Consider the following 14,777-nt stretch of genomic DNA (forward strand, 5'->3'; position numbering starts at 1 on the left):
CCATGGACCCGACCCAGACTGCGCCCGCCGAGGGCTACCGCGAAGAACCACAGGCCGACGAGCTGGCCCGCAAATGGAACAAGCGCATCGCGCACGCCCGGACCCACTGGGAGAAGTTCCACAAGCGGGTGCGCCACAACCGCCGCACGGTGACCGGCTTCGACTGGAACGCCGATCCGGCGTCCAAGGACTTTTACAAGCTGCGGGCCAACCTGATCCACGGCACGATCACCGCGATCCTGCCCAACATCTACGCCCGCAACCCGGAGATCAGCGCCCAGCCGCTCTACAAGGCGGACAACCTCAAGCTGCTGTGCCAGACGCTGGAGACCGTCACCAACCGCCACCTGGACAAAGCCGACCTGAAGGGCCGCGCCAAGATGACGGTGCGCAGCGCGCTCACGTCGAGCTTTGGCGTGGTGAAGGTCATGTACCAGCGCGACATCCGGCGCGACCCGATCATCCAGAGCCGCATCAACGACACGCAGGACAACATCCTGGAGATCGAGCGCTTGCTGGCCGACATCGAGGACCCGAACCAGCGCGGCGACCTGGAGGCCAAGCGGGCCGAGCTGGACCAGCTCATGGGCGCGCTCAACGAGCAGGTGGAGATCACGGCGGCCGAGGGCCTGGTGATCGACCGGGTGCTGACCGAGAACCTGCTGATCGACCCCAGCGTGTGCGAGTTCTGGGACTACCGGGACGCCGACTGGCTGTGCCAGATCATCCCCATGAAGAAGTCGCAGGCCGAGGCGACCTACAAGATCAAGCTGGACAAGGCCAAGGCCTACCAGGACACCCAGCAGACCGGCAAGCGGGACGGCCGCATCGCGTCGGGCTCCACAAGCCTGGACGAGGACCGGCAGATCGCCATTCTGGAAATCTGGGACAAGACCACCCAGCGGGTCTACACCATGGCCGAGGGCTGCGACTACTGGCTGCGCGAGCCCTACAGCCCGCCCAAGGCCGGCGAGCGCTGGTACCCGTTCTTCCTGCTGCCCTTCCAGATCGTGGACGGCCAGTTCGTGGGGCCTTCGCTGGTGGACCTGACCGAGCGGCTGCAGGACGAGCACAACGAGGCGCGCGACGGCTTCAACAAGCACCGGGAGCTGTGCAAGCCGGGCTGGGTGGCCAGCGCGGACATCAACGAGAAGTCCATCAAGCGCTACGCCGACAGTGAGCTGGGCGAGATCACCCTGATCGACACCGAGGGCAAGCCGCTGCAGCAGGTGATCCAGCCGCGCCAGCACCCGCCCATCGACCCGGCCGTGTACGACACCGCCGCGGTGCGCTACGACTGGGAGCAGGTGACGGGCATGCAGGACGCGGCCCGTTCGACCGTGGTGAACCCGAAGACTGCCACCGAGGCCAGCATCATGCAGCAGGCCTTGTCGGGCCGCGTGAGCGAGTTCCGCGACCAGGTGGAGGACTGGCTGCAGGAGATTGCCCAGTACGGCGCCCAGGTCCTGCTGATGGAGCTGACGCCGGCCCAGGTCGAGCGGATCATGGGGCCGACCGAAACGCAGGTGGTGGATGTCGGGGGCATGCAGATGCAGGTGCCCGTCAAGCACTACGACTGGCCCGAGCTGTCGCGCGAACAGGTCTTCGACATGATCGAGATGAAGATCCGTGCGGGCACCACCGGGGCGCCGGACAAGGCCGAGCAGCAGGAGAACTGGGGCAAGGTGCTGCCGGTGATCCAGAGCCTGGTGGGTTCGATCCTGCAGGCGCGCGCCACCGGCCAGGACGCCGAGCCGTTCATCAACCTGCTGCGCGAAACCCTAAAGCGCTTTGACGAGCGCCTCGATGTCGAGCAGTTCATCCCCAAGGCGCCGGCCATGCCGCCCGGCATGCCTGCCGCGATGCCCGCACCCATGCCGGCCGCGGCGTGACGAATCCCCAACCACGACGAAGGAACCACCATGCCAATCTGGAAACAGCGCCTGTTCTCGCGCCTGATGAAGCCCGCCGACGGCGAGGGCGGCGATCTGGGGGGCGGCGCGACCGAGGCCGCCATCGAGGCGATCGGCACCGAGCCGGCCGATCCGACGCCCACTGATCCGCCGGCCGCAGACGAGCCGCACCAGGACGCGCATCAAAACGATGCGGGTGCCGCATCAGAAGGCGGCAAGTCCAAGCTGGCCGCGATGCTGGACGACCTGACCGACGACCCGAACGCAGCCAAGCCGACGGACAAACCCGCTGCCGGCGCTGAGGCCAAGCCGGCCGACACGCCTGCAGCCAAGGCCGAGGACCAGCCCAAGGCGCCCGAGCAGGAAGAGGCCGAGCTGCTGGAGGGCGTGAAGTCCGAGCGCGGCAAGGAGCGCATCAAGCAGGTGTTCGCCGAGAAGAAGGCGATGGAGAAGGACCTGGCCGACTTCCGGCAGATGGTGCAGTCCACGGGAATGACGCCGCAGGACTTTGCCCAGACGCTGGAGTTCGGCCGCCTGGTCAACAGCGGCGACGAGAAGAGCCTGCGCCTGGCGCTGGAGATGGTGGAGGGCCAGCGCGCCATGCTCTACCAGAAGCTGGGCGTCGAGGCGCCCGGGGTGGACCTGCTGACGGGGCACGATGACCTGAAGGCGGCCGTCGAGAACATGGAGATCACGCGCGAGCGCGCGGTGGAGCTGGCCAAGTACCGCAAGCAGCAGCAGGAGGTGCAGCAGCGCCAGCAGGTGGAGCAGCAGACGGTGCAGGAGCGCCAGCAGTTCCAGCAGCAGGTGCAGCAGGCAGCCGGCTCGATGGAGGCCTACCTGCAGACCCGGGCGCAGGAGGTGGACCACCCGGCGCGCATGAAGGTGATCACCGATCACTTCAAGAACCCAGACAACCTGCAGCGCTTCGTTTCCACGTTCAAGCCCGACCAGTGGCCGGCGGCGATCCAGATGATGTACGACAACATCCAGGTGCAGCGCCCGGCCAGCGCGCCGCAGCCCATCCGCTCGCGCCCGGCCACGCTGGGCACGCCCGCGGCCAGCGCGGCATCGCCCATCGACCGGGTGGCGCAGCGCCTGGAGAGCATGGGCCTGTGAACAAAAGTCCGGCGGGGGCTTGACGCCCGCCAATAATCGGCTCGCCAGTTCCGCATTGCTGTGCTGACTGGCCTGCAACGAGCGTAAGCGGGGATCGCCTCCCGCAGCAGGCCCGCCGGTACCGCGATGCGGTACACGCCGAATTTGTCGCTGCATCGGTGGGGTCGCGTCCACCAGGGCCAGACGGGCCAGATCAAAGCCGTACCCGAGTCGCGCCGGGAATCTGACCTGTCAACGCTGCGGGATGGCCTGCGCAGACGGTGTGGAAGGTGCTTTTCAACCTTTCATTCGGAGCAGCGACATGCCCATTTCAGCCGGTGATTTGCAGGAGTTGGCCAAGGTTTCCTTGGACGAGTACCTGCGCAACATGCCCGTGGACCAGATTGCCACGGAGCGCCCCTTGCTCAAGAAGCTCATGGCCGGTCGCAAGACCTTCCTGGGCGCCAAGCAGAACATCGTGGAGAACATCCGCAAGACCTACGGCAGCAACTTCAGCTGGGCGTATGGCGAGGATGCCGTGGTGTTCAACAAGCGCAACACCACCGAGCAGGCCGCCTTCCCGTGGCGCCGCGCCGTGGATGGCCTTTACCTCGATTACGACCGCCTGTTCGGCAACGGCATCAAGGTGCGCGAGGGCGAGCGCGGCGCGTTCAAGCTGGAGCAGAACGAGAAGGTGCAGCTGCTGAACCTGCTGGACGAGCAGATGGAAGCGCTCAAGGAAGGCTTCATGCAGAAGCTGGACCTGGAGCTGCACCGCGACGGCACCGCTGACACGGACGCCATCGTCGGCCTGGACACCCTGGTGAGCGTGGCCCCGACCACCGGCACCGTGGGCGGCCTGGACCGTGGCACCGCCACCTACTGGCGCAACCACGCCGAGACCGGCATTTCCGTGGCCTCGGTGGGTACCCTGGCCCAGAAGATGGAGCTGGCCTGGCGCAAGTGCATCAAGAACGGCGGCTCGCCTGACTTCATCCTGGCCGGCGGCGACTTCATAGACGCCTACCGCAAGGAAATCACCGTCACCCAGAACGCGAACGCCGGCAGCGTGAAGACGCTGGACGCGGGCGTGGGCAGCGGTGTGAACACCGGCCTGTACTTCAAGGGCGTGGAAATCATCTGGGACCCGCAGTTTGAAGAGCTGCAGACCCTGGAGAGCCCGCTGGTGTCCTGGAACAAGCGCTGCTACTTCATCAACACCAAGTTCATGAAGTACCGCGACGACGACATGGACATCGTGACCCCGGTGCGCCCGCACGACACGCTGGCCATGTACGCCATGGTGAACCTGCGCTGCGCGCTGTCCATCAGCCGCGCCAACGCGCACAGCGTCCTGGCCATCGCCTGATAGCCAGCCCCGAGCCCCGGCCCAGCGCCGGGGTTCTTCAATCCCCTGGAGTAACCGCAATGAGCAAGATCACAGTCCCCATGGTGGAAGTCACGGTGCGCCGCGATGCCAACACCATCACCCCGGTGGCGGTGCCGCCCTACGAGCTGACCATGCTGCGCCAGATGTTCGGCAAGGAGAACGTCAACGGCGACAAGGTGGTGGGCCACATTGAGGTGGACCCGGCCGGCGAGCACGAGCGCCTGAGCGCCAAGTACGGCGCCCAGAAGGTGGTGAAGGTCTACGGCGATGACGGCGGCGAGCGCCTGCAGGAAATGGTGGAGAAGGCCGCCGTGAAGGCCAAGGAGCCGACCAAGGCCGAAAAAGCCGCCGCCGAGAAGGCCGCCAAGGAAGCCGAAGAGGCCGCACGCAAGGCCGCCGAAGCAGCCGCGCAGTAAGGAAGCCCGACGATGGCGCAGCCGCAAGCCTACAACCGCGCGACCGACTTCACTCAGCGCGACGGTGACGACACCGATCACGCCGCGATCAACGCGGAGCTGGATGCGGCTGCGCTGTCCATCAACCAGGTGCGCGCCAACATGGCGCTGCTGCAGAAGGACGATGGCGGCCTGAAGAACGAGGTGGTGGGCCTCGATCAGCTCAAGCCCGAGCTGCGCAACGGCATTCCGGGTCCGCAAGGTCCGCAAGGTCTGCAGGGTCAGCAGGGCGCCATCGGTGCAGAGGGCCAGCAGGGGCCGCAAGGTCCTCAAGGCCTGCCCGGAGAGCGCGGACCTGAAGGCCCTCAGGGACCCCAAGGCCCCCAAGGCCCGCAAGGTCCACAAGGCGTGAAGGGCGACACGGGCAACACCGGCCCCATGGGCCCGTCTGGGCCACAGGGGACGCAGGGCATCCAGGGCGCAACCGGTGCGCAAGGCCCGGTGGGGCCTCAAGGCCCCCAGGGCACTCAGGGCCCGGCCGGCATGTCATTTGATGTGGATGCCGTGGGCGTCTATGCCGACCGCGCGCTGTACGACGCAGAGCCGCACGGCTTTGCATTCCTGTCCACCGACAACGGCTTTCTCTACCTGCGACTGGGTGCGACGGCCGGCGTTTGGTCGGGCGGCGTGCCGTTCGGCAAGGGGGAGAAGGGCGACCAAGGGCCCCAAGGGCCAGTCGGGCCGCTGGGTCCGCAGGGCCCGGTTGGTCCCCAGGGACCGCAGGGTATCCAGGGCGAGACGGGCGCGACAGGCGCTACGGGTGCCACCGGCCCGCAAGGCCCCCAGGGCGTTCAAGGCCCGCAGGGCATTCAGGGGCCGAAGGGCGACAAGGGCCTGGTCTGGCGCGGCGAGTGGAGCGCGGCCACCGCCTACATTGCGGACGACGCGGTGTTCTACGCGGGTTCGGCCTGGCATGCGCTGCAGGGCTCCACGAACGTCGAGCCGACGGTGCTGGCCACCACCACCTGGTCCATGCTGGCGCGCAAGGGAGACACGGGTGCGCAAGGCCCTACGGGTGCCGCCGGTGCCACCGGCCCGCAAGGCCCCGAGGGTCCACAAGGCCCGGTTGGCCCCCAGGGTCCGCAAGGCCCGACGGGCGCCACGGGCCCAGCTGGCCCGCAAGGTCTCACTGGCCCGCAGGGTCCGCAGGGCCCGGCGGGTGCAGGCCTCGATGCCAACACGGACGGGCAGGCGCGGTCGCTGGGCATTGGCACGACGCCTTCGGGCGTGGCGGGCGAGATTCGTGCGACCAACAACATCACCGCCTACTACTCGGACGATCGCCTGAAGACCCGGCTGGGAGGCATTGAGCACGCGCTGGCCAAAGTCTGCACCCTCAGCGGCTTTTACTACGAGGCGAACGAGGCCGCGCAGGTGCTGGGCTACGAGGTGAAGCGCGAGGTCGGCGTGTCGGCCCAGGCGGTGCAGGCGGTGCTGCCCGAGGTGGTGGCGCCGGCGCCGATTGATGACCGGTATCTGACGGTGCGCTACGAGCGCCTGGTGGCACTGCTCATCGAGGCCATAAAGGAGCTGAAGGCCGAGGTCGATGCGCTGAAGGGGGTGTGACGTGGCGCTGCAATCGTCTGGCTCCATTTCCCTGGCAAACATCGCGGCCGAGTTCGGCGGCGCGGCGCCGCACAGCATGTCGGAGTACTACCGCGGCGGCGGGCTGGTGCCGACCAACAACAGCAACGTGCCGGCCACTGGTGCGATCAGCTTTGGCAATTTCTACGGCGCGGCCAACCAGTTCAACTACGTCATCAGCAGCAACCAGACAAACCTAAATCTGCGAAATGCAGCGTTGTCCGCGGGCTGGGACGGCCTAGCCCCTTTGGTGGTCACGATCAACTCTGGTGTTTACATCAGCAGCAACAGCACCGGGACCCCTGCTCTTACCGTCAGCGGTTCGTTCCCAAGCGGGGTGGCCTTAGTCAACAACGGCTTCATTGTCGGGATGGGGGGCGCTGGCGGCGCAGGAAACGGCCTCGCCTACGGTTATTACTCGGACGCCTACTCGAACTACCGGGCCGCCGACGGCACCAATTTCGGCGGCAGCAATGGATCGCCAGGGGGGCCTGCACTTTCGGTTTCTTCGCCAATCTCGATCACCAATAACGGAACGATCGGCGGCGGCGGCGGCGGCGGCGGCGGCGGCAACGGGAGGTTCGGCACCAGCAGCGACATCTCCGGCAGCGGCGGCGGCGGCGGGCGCTCAGGTGTAGCGGCAAATTCAGCTGGAGCGCCGGGTGGTGGGTTCAACGCCAGCTCATTGAACCCACCATGGCAGTACGCCGGCAACACAGGCGCGTCAGGCACGTCTTCCGGGGGCGGAGCTGGTGGAACTGGGCGGTCTGGATACAGCAACTACCAAGTCGGTGGTGCTGGCGGCCCTGGCGGTAGCTGGGGCGCGGCCGGCGGCTCTGGGGGCAACGGGTACTCGCCAGTAGGCTACGGCGGCACCAACGTCGGACCAACACGTTTCGGCGGCTCCGGAGGACCTGCTGTGCAGGGAAATTCAAACATCACGTGGGTCGCCACCGGCACCCGCCTAGGAGCTATTGCATGAGTGACATCGAGTACACCTACGAAGTTGTCAACGTCGACGCGTATGCGAAGGCGATGGAGATCGCCTACACATCCCCGGGGCGCCAGACCATGCTCATTGGGACACGATTGCCATATGCCGGCGAATCGGTGGACGTCATCGCAAAGATGTATGCGCCAGTCGCATACTGGCGCGAGCAGGAGGCAGAAGTCGTCATCCCGGAGCTTGGCGCTTTCGGGTCATCTGTTAACGGGTCTCAATCAGTTCCAGTAACGCTTGACGAAGCCAAGGCCGCGAAGCTCGCCGAGATCGCTGCCGCCCGTTACGAGCGCGAGGTGAGCGGCACCGTGCTGAACGGCAATCCGGTGGACACCGACCGCGAGATGCAGTCGAAGATCGCCGGGGCCATGGCCGCTTTTCAAGCCGGGTTCATCACGTCGGTGGACTGGAAGTTCGGCGGCACCACCTTTGTGACGCTGACCGGGGAGCAGGTGCAGGCGATTGCCCGCGCTGTCACCCAGCACGTGCAGGAGTGCTTCACCTGGGAGCGCTTCATGGTCGAGCGCGTGAACGCCGCGGCCACCGTCGAAGAGGTCAACGCGATCGTGGTGGAGGCGTGACCGTGGGGCCGAACCGCAAGCCGCCGGTGCTGTCGCACCACCTGAAGCTGGAGCAGGGTGCCGTGCCGGACACCTGGCCGGACGTGACCGCTTTTGCCGAGTGGTACCTGTCGGCCGGGATGCCCATGATGATCCCGAGCGACTACGAGATTTTCTTGTCGGACGACGCATCGGCCATGTGCCTGTTCCGCAAGGGCCAGTTCCAGGTCGAGCTGTACATGGTCTACCCCGGGCCGCTGGTGCCCATCCACGAACACCCGGACGTGGAGGTCATCAAGTACTACTCGGGCACCTTCGACCACATCGAGGGCGGACGGTTTGTGCGCCAACGCAAGGCCGAGGGCCGGCCGGTGCTCAAGAAGGGCGAGGCCCACGGCGCCGGTTTTCAGCTCCAGGGCGAGAAGGGCGGCTTCGCGCTGTTCGCCTTCCAGCACTGGGCGCCCGACCTGAAGCCCTGCACCGTGGCCGCGCGTTGGAAGGGCAAGACCGTTGGCCCCAAGCAGGAGGCGCTGATCCGCCGGTTCTACCCGGACGCCTATGTGGTGGAGGGCTACGCCGACGTGACGCGCCGCATGTCGGACCCGGAGGGCTTCGCCTACCGCAGTTCCGGCGCCATTCCAGTGAGCCAGCTATGACCTACAACGGACCGGACATCAAGATCGGCTGCGTGGCCAATCTGTTCTCGCGCATGATGCACTTCGCCAAGGCGGGGCAGGTGGAGGAGGGGCACGCGCACCCGTTCGACCACCTGACCCTGCTGGCCGCCGGCGCGCTGCGCGTGACCGTGGAGGGCAAGACGACGGACTTCAAGGCGCCGCACATGCTCTACATCAAGGCCGAGCACCAGCACGAGCTGGAGGCCCTGGAAGACGGCACGGTGGCTTACTGCATCCACGCGCTGCGCGACAAGAACGGCTCGGGCGACATCATCGACCCGTCGATGGTCCCGGCAGGCGTGACGCCGCGTGACTTCGCGCAGGAGGTTGTATGCGTGAAGCCATGACCGCCTACCTGTACCACCTGCTGATCGCACTGGACCAGTTGGCCAACGCGATCCTGTTCGGGCACGCCGACGAAACCCTGTCGTCGCGCGCCTGGCGCGTGGAGCAGAAGGGGCGCCTGTGGGGCATCGTCCTGCGCCCCGTGATCGACATGACCTTTCTGGTCATCACGCTCGGTGCCGACCGGCACCACTGTCAAAGCAGCTTCGAGAGCGAGCGACTACGCAAGCAGTTGCCCGCGGAGTTCAGCGCCGAAGCCTCCAAGGGGACTCAATGACCGACAGACATTACGGCGGCCAGGAGCGCCGCAAGACGCCACATCTGACCGACGAGCAGATCGAGGAAATTGCCGAGCGCGCGGCCGAAGTCGCGCTGAACAAGGTGTACACGGAGGTCGGCAAGAACGTCCTGAAGAAGCTGGCCTGGTTGACGGGTGCGGCCGTCGTGGCCCTGGCCACCTGGCTGTCGAGCCACGGCGCGTTTCCGAAAGGCTGAGCCATGAACGGACTGAGCGAACGCCACCGGACACTGGGCGAGCTGATGACCGAGCTGCGGGCGCGGCTGGGCTTCATGACGCAAGGCTCTGCGGCCCAGGGCAACGAGGCCACGATCAAGAGCTTTTTGCAGGAGGCGCACGACTACGTGTACGGCGAGCTGGAGCCGCCCGTCCTGCGCAAGAAGGCGACGATCGCCCTTGAAGCCGGCGCCTACCTGTACGACTGGCACAACGACGCCGAGGCCGAGGACATCGACCCCGGGAATGTCCTATCGGTTTGGGTCAAGGCCTCGGACACGATCCGCGATCCGCTGCGTCAGGGCGTCACCGAGTACGACCGGGCCTTCGAGTCACTGCGCGGTCAGCCGGAGAAATACGACACGCTGAACGGGCAGATTGAGCTGTGGCCAGTGCCGGACCAGGCCTATGAGCTGGTCATCGAGTACATCGCAGGCAAGAGCCGATTCGAGCAGGCCGGCGACCGGCCCAGCGTGCCCGACCGCCTGGTGTTCCTGTACGCGCTGGCCAATGCCAAGGCCCACTACCGCCACCCGGACGCCCAGGCTTCGGCCACGAGCTTCCAGAACATGCTGGCGAAGGCCAAGAGCAAGCAGAAGGAGAACCGGCGGTTCTTCGCCGCAGGCGATGCGCGGCCCGGTGAATCTCAGGTGGTGCGCACGGCCAACGGCGGCTACACCCTGCGGAGCTGACCGTGGCGCAGATCACCTTCGACCGTTTTGATCTGGGCATCGACTTGCGCAAGGGCGCGAGCGTTTCGGACGCGAACCGCCTGCGCGAGATGAAGAACGCCTACGTGACGACCGGCCTGGCCACCCGGAAGCGCCCAGGGCTGACGCTGGTGCAGAACCTGGAGCCGGGCACCAAGGGCCTGTTCGCGGCCTTCGGCAAGCTGCACACCTTTTACTCGCAGGGCACCATCGCGCACGCCAACACCCTGTTCCAGGCGAACCGGGTGACGTTCTCGGGGGACTCGCGCGCGGTGATCGACGTGCCCTATGTGGACGTGTTCAACGGCTACCTGTATGCGGCGGTGCAGTACGACGGTGGCATCACCGAGCACCACTACCTGGACGGCAGCCCAACGACCCACATTGCGGACACGAACTGCCCGGACAGCGCCGGCGTGGTCAAGGCGGCGTCCAAGCTGTTCGCCGTGGCCGGCGACACGGTGCGCTACAGCAAGACCGGCGACCCGCGCGACTGGTCGGCGGCCAACGATGCCGGGTTCCTGCCCACGGGCCTGAACAGCCGCGGCGACCGCGCCGCCAACGCGCTGGGGCTCTACCAGGGCAATCTGGTGGTGCTGTCGAAGGACGGCGCCCAAGTGTGGCAGGCGGACCCGGACCCGGCCGCGATGCGCCTGCTGGACATCGTGGAGAACGTGGGCACGTCCTTCCCGCGCAGCGTGGCGTCGGTGGCCGGCGACCTGTACTTCCTGAGCGATTACGGCTTTCGCTCGATCACGACGCTGCAGCTCACCTCGAACCTGGCCGACGTGGACGTGGGCTCGCCGATCGACTCGCTGGTGCGCCCGCTGACGCTGGCCGGCGGGATCTCGCCCAAGGCGTTCTACTTTTACGGCACCGGGCAGTACATCTGCGCGATGGGCGCCGAGATTTTCGTTTACTCGATCTCGCGCACGGCCAAGATCGCCGCGTGGTCGCGCTACGAGCTGCCCGGCACGGTGGATGCCTTCGCCGAGCTGGGGCAGACGCTCTACATCCGTTCCGGCGATCAGGTCTACAAGCTGGACCCCGAGGTGAATGCCGACCAGGGGCAGGCGTTCGAGGTGGTCCTGCAGCTGCCCTACATGGACCTGAAGACGCCCGGGCAGCTCAAGCGCCTGTACGGGGCCGACGTGGTGATCGAGGGGCGCTGCGAGTTCTCGGTCGGCTTCGATGTGCGCGACGCGACCGCCTTCACCGACCCGGTGAGCCTGCGGGGCAACACCCGCCCGGCCGGCATGGTGCCGGTGGAGTGCTGCGGCACCGAGTTCTCGCTGAAGTTCCGCAACTTCGACGACAAGCCGTTCCGGCTGGATTCTGTGACCCTCTACTACGACGTGCTGGGGCCCATGTGATGAAGCTGCGCCTGGCCACCGTGGAAGACCTGCCCGCCATCTGTGTGCTGGGCCGGCTCATGCACGAGGAATCGACCTTTGCGCCGATGGATTACGACATCGACCGCGTGAAGGAAACGGTCAGCGACCTGATGGACAAAAGTCAGCTGGTGCTGGTGGCCGAGGATACAAACGGTGAAGTGGTCGGCGGGATTCTGGGCAAGGTGACGCAGAGCTGGTTCGGCAATGACCTGGTGGCCAACGAGCTGGGCCTGTTCATCCACCCGGATCACCGCGGCGGGATGCTGGCGGCGCGGCTCGTCAAGACCTTTGTGCGCTGGGCGCGCATGGCTGGGGCCAAGCAGATTCGCCCCGGGGTGATCTCGGGGTGCGATCTGGCCGTCGGGCTGTACGAGCGCTTGGGCTTCCGCAATTGCGGGGCCACGTTTTTGATGGAAGGGGCCTGAAATGGGCGGTGGTGGTGGTGATGGCGGCGCAGCAGCCGCACAGCAGCAAGAGGCGGAACGTCAGGCGCAGATCAAGGCGGCCACGGACGCGATCAATGCGACGTTCAACGGCAGCGGGCGCGATGCGCTGTACGCGGATCAGCGCGGCGCGGTCTATGACCTGAACAAGATGGAGGTGGACCGCCAGGCCACCGAGGCTGAGCGCACCAACCGATTCGGGCTGGCCCGTGCCGGTCTGCTGGGTGGATCGGCGCAGGTGGACAGCGTGGCCGACATCAACCGGCGCACCAACGAGGGTCTGATGCGCGCCGGCGGCATCGCCGACCAGGCTTCCGCCGACCTGCGCACCGCCGACGAGCAGGCCCGGGCGAACCTGATCAGCCTGGCGCAGTCGGGCATCGACACGGGCACGGCGGCATCGCAGGCGCTCAACAGCCTGAAGGTGAACAACGCCAACGCGAGCAGCGCGCGGGCCGGTGCCACGGTGGGTGGCCTGTTCAACGACCTGGGGCAGGCCTACCTGATGAACCAGGCGAACGCGGGGCGCAGCGCGGCCAACGCGAACCCGAATCAGCAGCAGTGGTACGGGGTGTCGAGCCCGTCCAAGACCTACGGCGGCACGGTGAGCCGGTAAGGAGGTAAGTCATGGACCCATTCAGCATAGCCGCCCTGGTGGCCACGATCGGCGGGGCCGCCATCCAGTACGACGCTGCGCGCAACGCCCAGAAGGCCCAGGAGGCGGCCACGCGCCAGAGCCTGGAGCGCCAGCGCAAGCTGCAGATGGAGGCCGAGAAAAAGGCCATGGACACGGCCGAGAACTACGAGACCCCCAAGCGCGCAGCCGAGCAGGAGCAGATCGCCGACCAGATCACGCAGGAGCTGATTGCCCCGGTGAGCGAGAGCCAGGCGATCCGCGCGCAACAGCAGACGACGCAGGGCAACGTGTCGGGCGACTACCAGGCGGCCAAGGCCAAGAGCGACCTGGAGACGATGAAGGCGGCCGAGCAGCTGGCCCGCCTGCTGGGCAAGACCACCAGCGCCTCGCGCCTGCGCATGAACGAGGGCATCCGTCTGATGGACGCTGGCATGGATGTGGACCGGCTGGCGAATTTCTCGCGCGGGCAGTACGGCGCCGACCAGATCGCCATCAACGCGGCCGGTCAGGCCGACCCCGGGCAGATGTTCCTGGGCTCGCTGCTGCAGGGCGTGGGCAGCGCTGGCCTGTCCAGTGGTTCGGGCAGCCTGAGCGCATCGGGCGCCGGCCTCAAGTACGGCGCCGGCGGCCAGCAGTCGGCCATGCTCGCGGCCCAAGAGGCCGGCATGGGCACGGGCGGGCTGTGGAACTTGGGCGGCGCCGCGCGTGATGGCTTCAACAGCTTTGCAAAGGCATTCAAGTGAGCACGACGACACTGATCCGCGATCCGGCCGAGGGCTGGGCGATGGCGGGCCGCTCCATTGCGGGGGGCCTGGGTGCGCTGCTGCAGGGTGAGGCGGTGCGGCAGAAGGCGCAGCTGGAGACAGAGGGCAAGCAGGCCGACATCTACCACCGCAACATGGCCGGCAACAAGTACGGCGCCGAGGCCGTGGGCCTGGACCTGACCAATCAGGCACGACAGGCGCCGATCGACCCCGGCCTGCCCGAGTACCTGCAGCAGGCCTTCCGGCTGTTCCAGGCCACGGGCGACGGCAACATGGAACGCTTTGCCAACGCTGGCACGGCAATCCAGACGCAGGGCATCCGCGACCAGGCGCTGGCCAACGTGGGCGACCTGGACCTGATGAACCGCCTGAACACGCTGGCCAAGCCGGGCGAGAGCTACATGCCGTTCAAGGCGGTGGGCGACACCGGTGGCGCCATGGACCAGGCCACGGGCGAAGGCGTGGTGTTCGATGAGGTGCTGCGCAAGCTGTTTGCCGCCGAGTCCGGCGCGAAGGTGGCGCGCGACCGTGGCGCGGCGAATGCGTCCAACGCTTCGGCCGGCAAGTACAGCGCCGAGGCCGACATCGAGCGCCAAAAGGCCGAGCGACTGCGCACCACCGGCGCGCTGCCCGGTACCGGCGCCGAGGGCTCGGAGGGCGCGCTGTCGTCCACGATCCTGCGCACGCTGCAGATCCCGGCGCTGGACGAGAAGGGCCGCCCCGTGCGCAACCCGATCACCGGCGAGCTGGAGACCCAGACGGACCAGGCCGCGCTGTCGAATTTCTACGGCTGGGTGTCGGCCAACAACCGGCGCCCGACCGCCACAGCCTTCGCGCAGTGGGAGGCCGCGGGCCGCCCTGGCGGCAACAAAAGTCCGGCGCCCGCTGCGGGCGGACCAAAAATCGACCCGCAAGCGACGAGCGCCGCCCTGGCGAAGGCCCGGGACGCGATCGCCAAAGGGGCACCGCGCGACAAAGTGATCGAGCGGCTGCGACAGAACGGAGTTGATCCATCGGGGTTGTAAATGAGCGTCGAATTCGATGACCTGATTCCCAGCAACAACAGCAGCATCGAATTCGATGACCTGATTCCCCAGGGGCCCAGCCTCACCGAGCGGGTGGCAGGCGGCGTTCGCGCCCTGTTCGGCAACATCGTCACCCCGCTCAACGTGGGGGCCAAGGTCCGCCAGCTCGCGGACACCGTGAATCCGCCCGAGCCGACGGGCTCTGTGTTCGATCGCCTGCCGCCCGAGCCCGCGCCGTTCGACTTCGCGCGCGCCAGCGCTGTGCGCC

17 protein-coding genes are annotated in these 14,777 nt (G+C 67.1%); all 17 read left to right on the plus strand.

The genetic code is table 11. The annotated features are described in order from the left end of the window. Positions 1-2 precede the first annotated feature (2 nt). The 17 genes from HNQ70_RS07705 to HNQ70_RS07795 all read left to right on the plus strand — a co-directional run bounded on the left by HNQ70_RS07705 (position 3) and on the right by HNQ70_RS07795 (position 14,509). A complete protein-coding gene (locus tag HNQ70_RS07705) occupies positions 3-1,892 on the plus strand; it encodes a hypothetical protein (RefSeq protein WP_183965999.1) in 1,890 nt (629 codons plus the stop codon). A gap of 30 nt (positions 1,893-1,922) precedes the next feature. Further along, positions 1,923-3,032 carry a hypothetical protein gene (locus HNQ70_RS07710; RefSeq protein ID WP_183966001.1) on the plus strand — a complete coding sequence of 370 codons (1,110 nt, stop codon included), beginning with the start codon at positions 1,923-1,925 and terminating at the stop codon, positions 3,030-3,032. A gap of 301 nt (positions 3,033-3,333) precedes the next feature. Next, complete coding sequence (locus HNQ70_RS07715) at positions 3,334-4,380, plus strand: phage major capsid protein (protein ID WP_183966003.1); 1,047 nt, start codon at positions 3,334-3,336, stop codon at positions 4,378-4,380. Positions 4,381-4,439: 59 nt separating this feature from the next. Beyond that, entirely contained in the window at positions 4,440-4,817 is a 378-nt protein-coding gene (locus HNQ70_RS07720; RefSeq protein WP_183966005.1) for a hypothetical protein, read from the plus strand. Between the two features lie 12 nt (positions 4,818-4,829). Continuing rightward, complete coding sequence (locus HNQ70_RS20395; protein WP_221302715.1) at positions 4,830-6,422, plus strand: tail fiber domain-containing protein; 1,593 nt, start codon at positions 4,830-4,832, stop codon at positions 6,420-6,422. A 1-nt stretch (position 6,423) separates the two neighbouring features. Beyond that, complete coding sequence (locus HNQ70_RS07740; protein ID WP_183966007.1) at positions 6,424-7,422, plus strand: hypothetical protein; 999 nt, start codon at positions 6,424-6,426, stop codon at positions 7,420-7,422. Continuing rightward, on the plus strand, positions 7,419-8,021 hold the full coding sequence (locus HNQ70_RS07745; RefSeq protein WP_183966009.1) for a DUF4376 domain-containing protein: 603 nt from the start codon (positions 7,419-7,421) through the stop codon (positions 8,019-8,021). The genes HNQ70_RS07740 and HNQ70_RS07745 overlap by 4 nt, the downstream gene beginning before the upstream one ends. Positions 8,022-8,023: 2 nt before the next feature. Then, on the plus strand, positions 8,024-8,656 hold the full coding sequence (locus HNQ70_RS07750; RefSeq protein WP_183966011.1) for a hypothetical protein: 633 nt from the start codon (positions 8,024-8,026) through the stop codon (positions 8,654-8,656). Beyond that, on the plus strand, positions 8,653-9,024 hold the full coding sequence (locus HNQ70_RS07755; RefSeq protein WP_183966013.1) for a cupin domain-containing protein: 372 nt from the start codon (positions 8,653-8,655) through the stop codon (positions 9,022-9,024). Before HNQ70_RS07750 ends, HNQ70_RS07755 begins: the two co-directional genes overlap by 4 nt. Then, positions 9,009-9,299 carry a hypothetical protein gene (locus HNQ70_RS07760; protein ID WP_221302716.1) on the plus strand — a complete coding sequence of 97 codons (291 nt, stop codon included), beginning with the start codon at positions 9,009-9,011 and terminating at the stop codon, positions 9,297-9,299. The genes HNQ70_RS07755 and HNQ70_RS07760 overlap by 16 nt, the downstream gene beginning before the upstream one ends. Further along, positions 9,296-9,517, plus strand: a complete 222-nt coding sequence (locus HNQ70_RS07765) for a hypothetical protein (protein ID WP_183966015.1) — start codon at positions 9,296-9,298, stop codon at positions 9,515-9,517. Before HNQ70_RS07760 ends, HNQ70_RS07765 begins: the two co-directional genes overlap by 4 nt. A 3-nt stretch (positions 9,518-9,520) precedes the next feature. After that, positions 9,521-10,228 (plus strand): phage adaptor protein, encoded by a 708-nt coding sequence (locus HNQ70_RS07770; protein WP_183966016.1) that lies wholly within the window; start codon positions 9,521-9,523, stop codon positions 10,226-10,228. Positions 10,229-10,230: 2 nt separating this feature from the next. Next, positions 10,231-11,619: a hypothetical protein gene (locus HNQ70_RS07775; protein WP_183966018.1), complete on the plus strand. Its 1,389-nt coding sequence runs from the start codon at positions 10,231-10,233 to the stop codon at positions 11,617-11,619. Next, on the plus strand, positions 11,619-12,065 hold the full coding sequence (locus HNQ70_RS07780; RefSeq protein WP_183966020.1) for a GNAT family N-acetyltransferase: 447 nt from the start codon (positions 11,619-11,621) through the stop codon (positions 12,063-12,065). Before HNQ70_RS07775 ends, HNQ70_RS07780 begins: the two co-directional genes overlap by 1 nt. 1 nt (position 12,066) lies before the next feature. After that, positions 12,067-12,699 (plus strand): hypothetical protein, encoded by a 633-nt coding sequence (locus tag HNQ70_RS07785; protein ID WP_183966022.1) that lies wholly within the window; start codon positions 12,067-12,069, stop codon positions 12,697-12,699. Between the two features lie 11 nt (positions 12,700-12,710). After that, positions 12,711-13,463, plus strand: a complete 753-nt coding sequence (locus HNQ70_RS07790; RefSeq protein WP_183966024.1) for a hypothetical protein — start codon at positions 12,711-12,713, stop codon at positions 13,461-13,463. Beyond that, positions 13,460-14,509: a hypothetical protein gene (locus tag HNQ70_RS07795; RefSeq protein WP_183966026.1), complete on the plus strand. Its 1,050-nt coding sequence runs from the start codon at positions 13,460-13,462 to the stop codon at positions 14,507-14,509. The genes HNQ70_RS07790 and HNQ70_RS07795 overlap by 4 nt, the downstream gene beginning before the upstream one ends. The last annotated feature ends 268 nt before the right edge of the window (positions 14,510-14,777 follow it).

Origin of the sequence: Quisquiliibacterium transsilvanicum (assembly GCF_014202215.1) — a bacterium.
GTDB lineage: Bacteria > Pseudomonadota > Gammaproteobacteria > Burkholderiales > Burkholderiaceae_E > Quisquiliibacterium > Quisquiliibacterium transsilvanicum.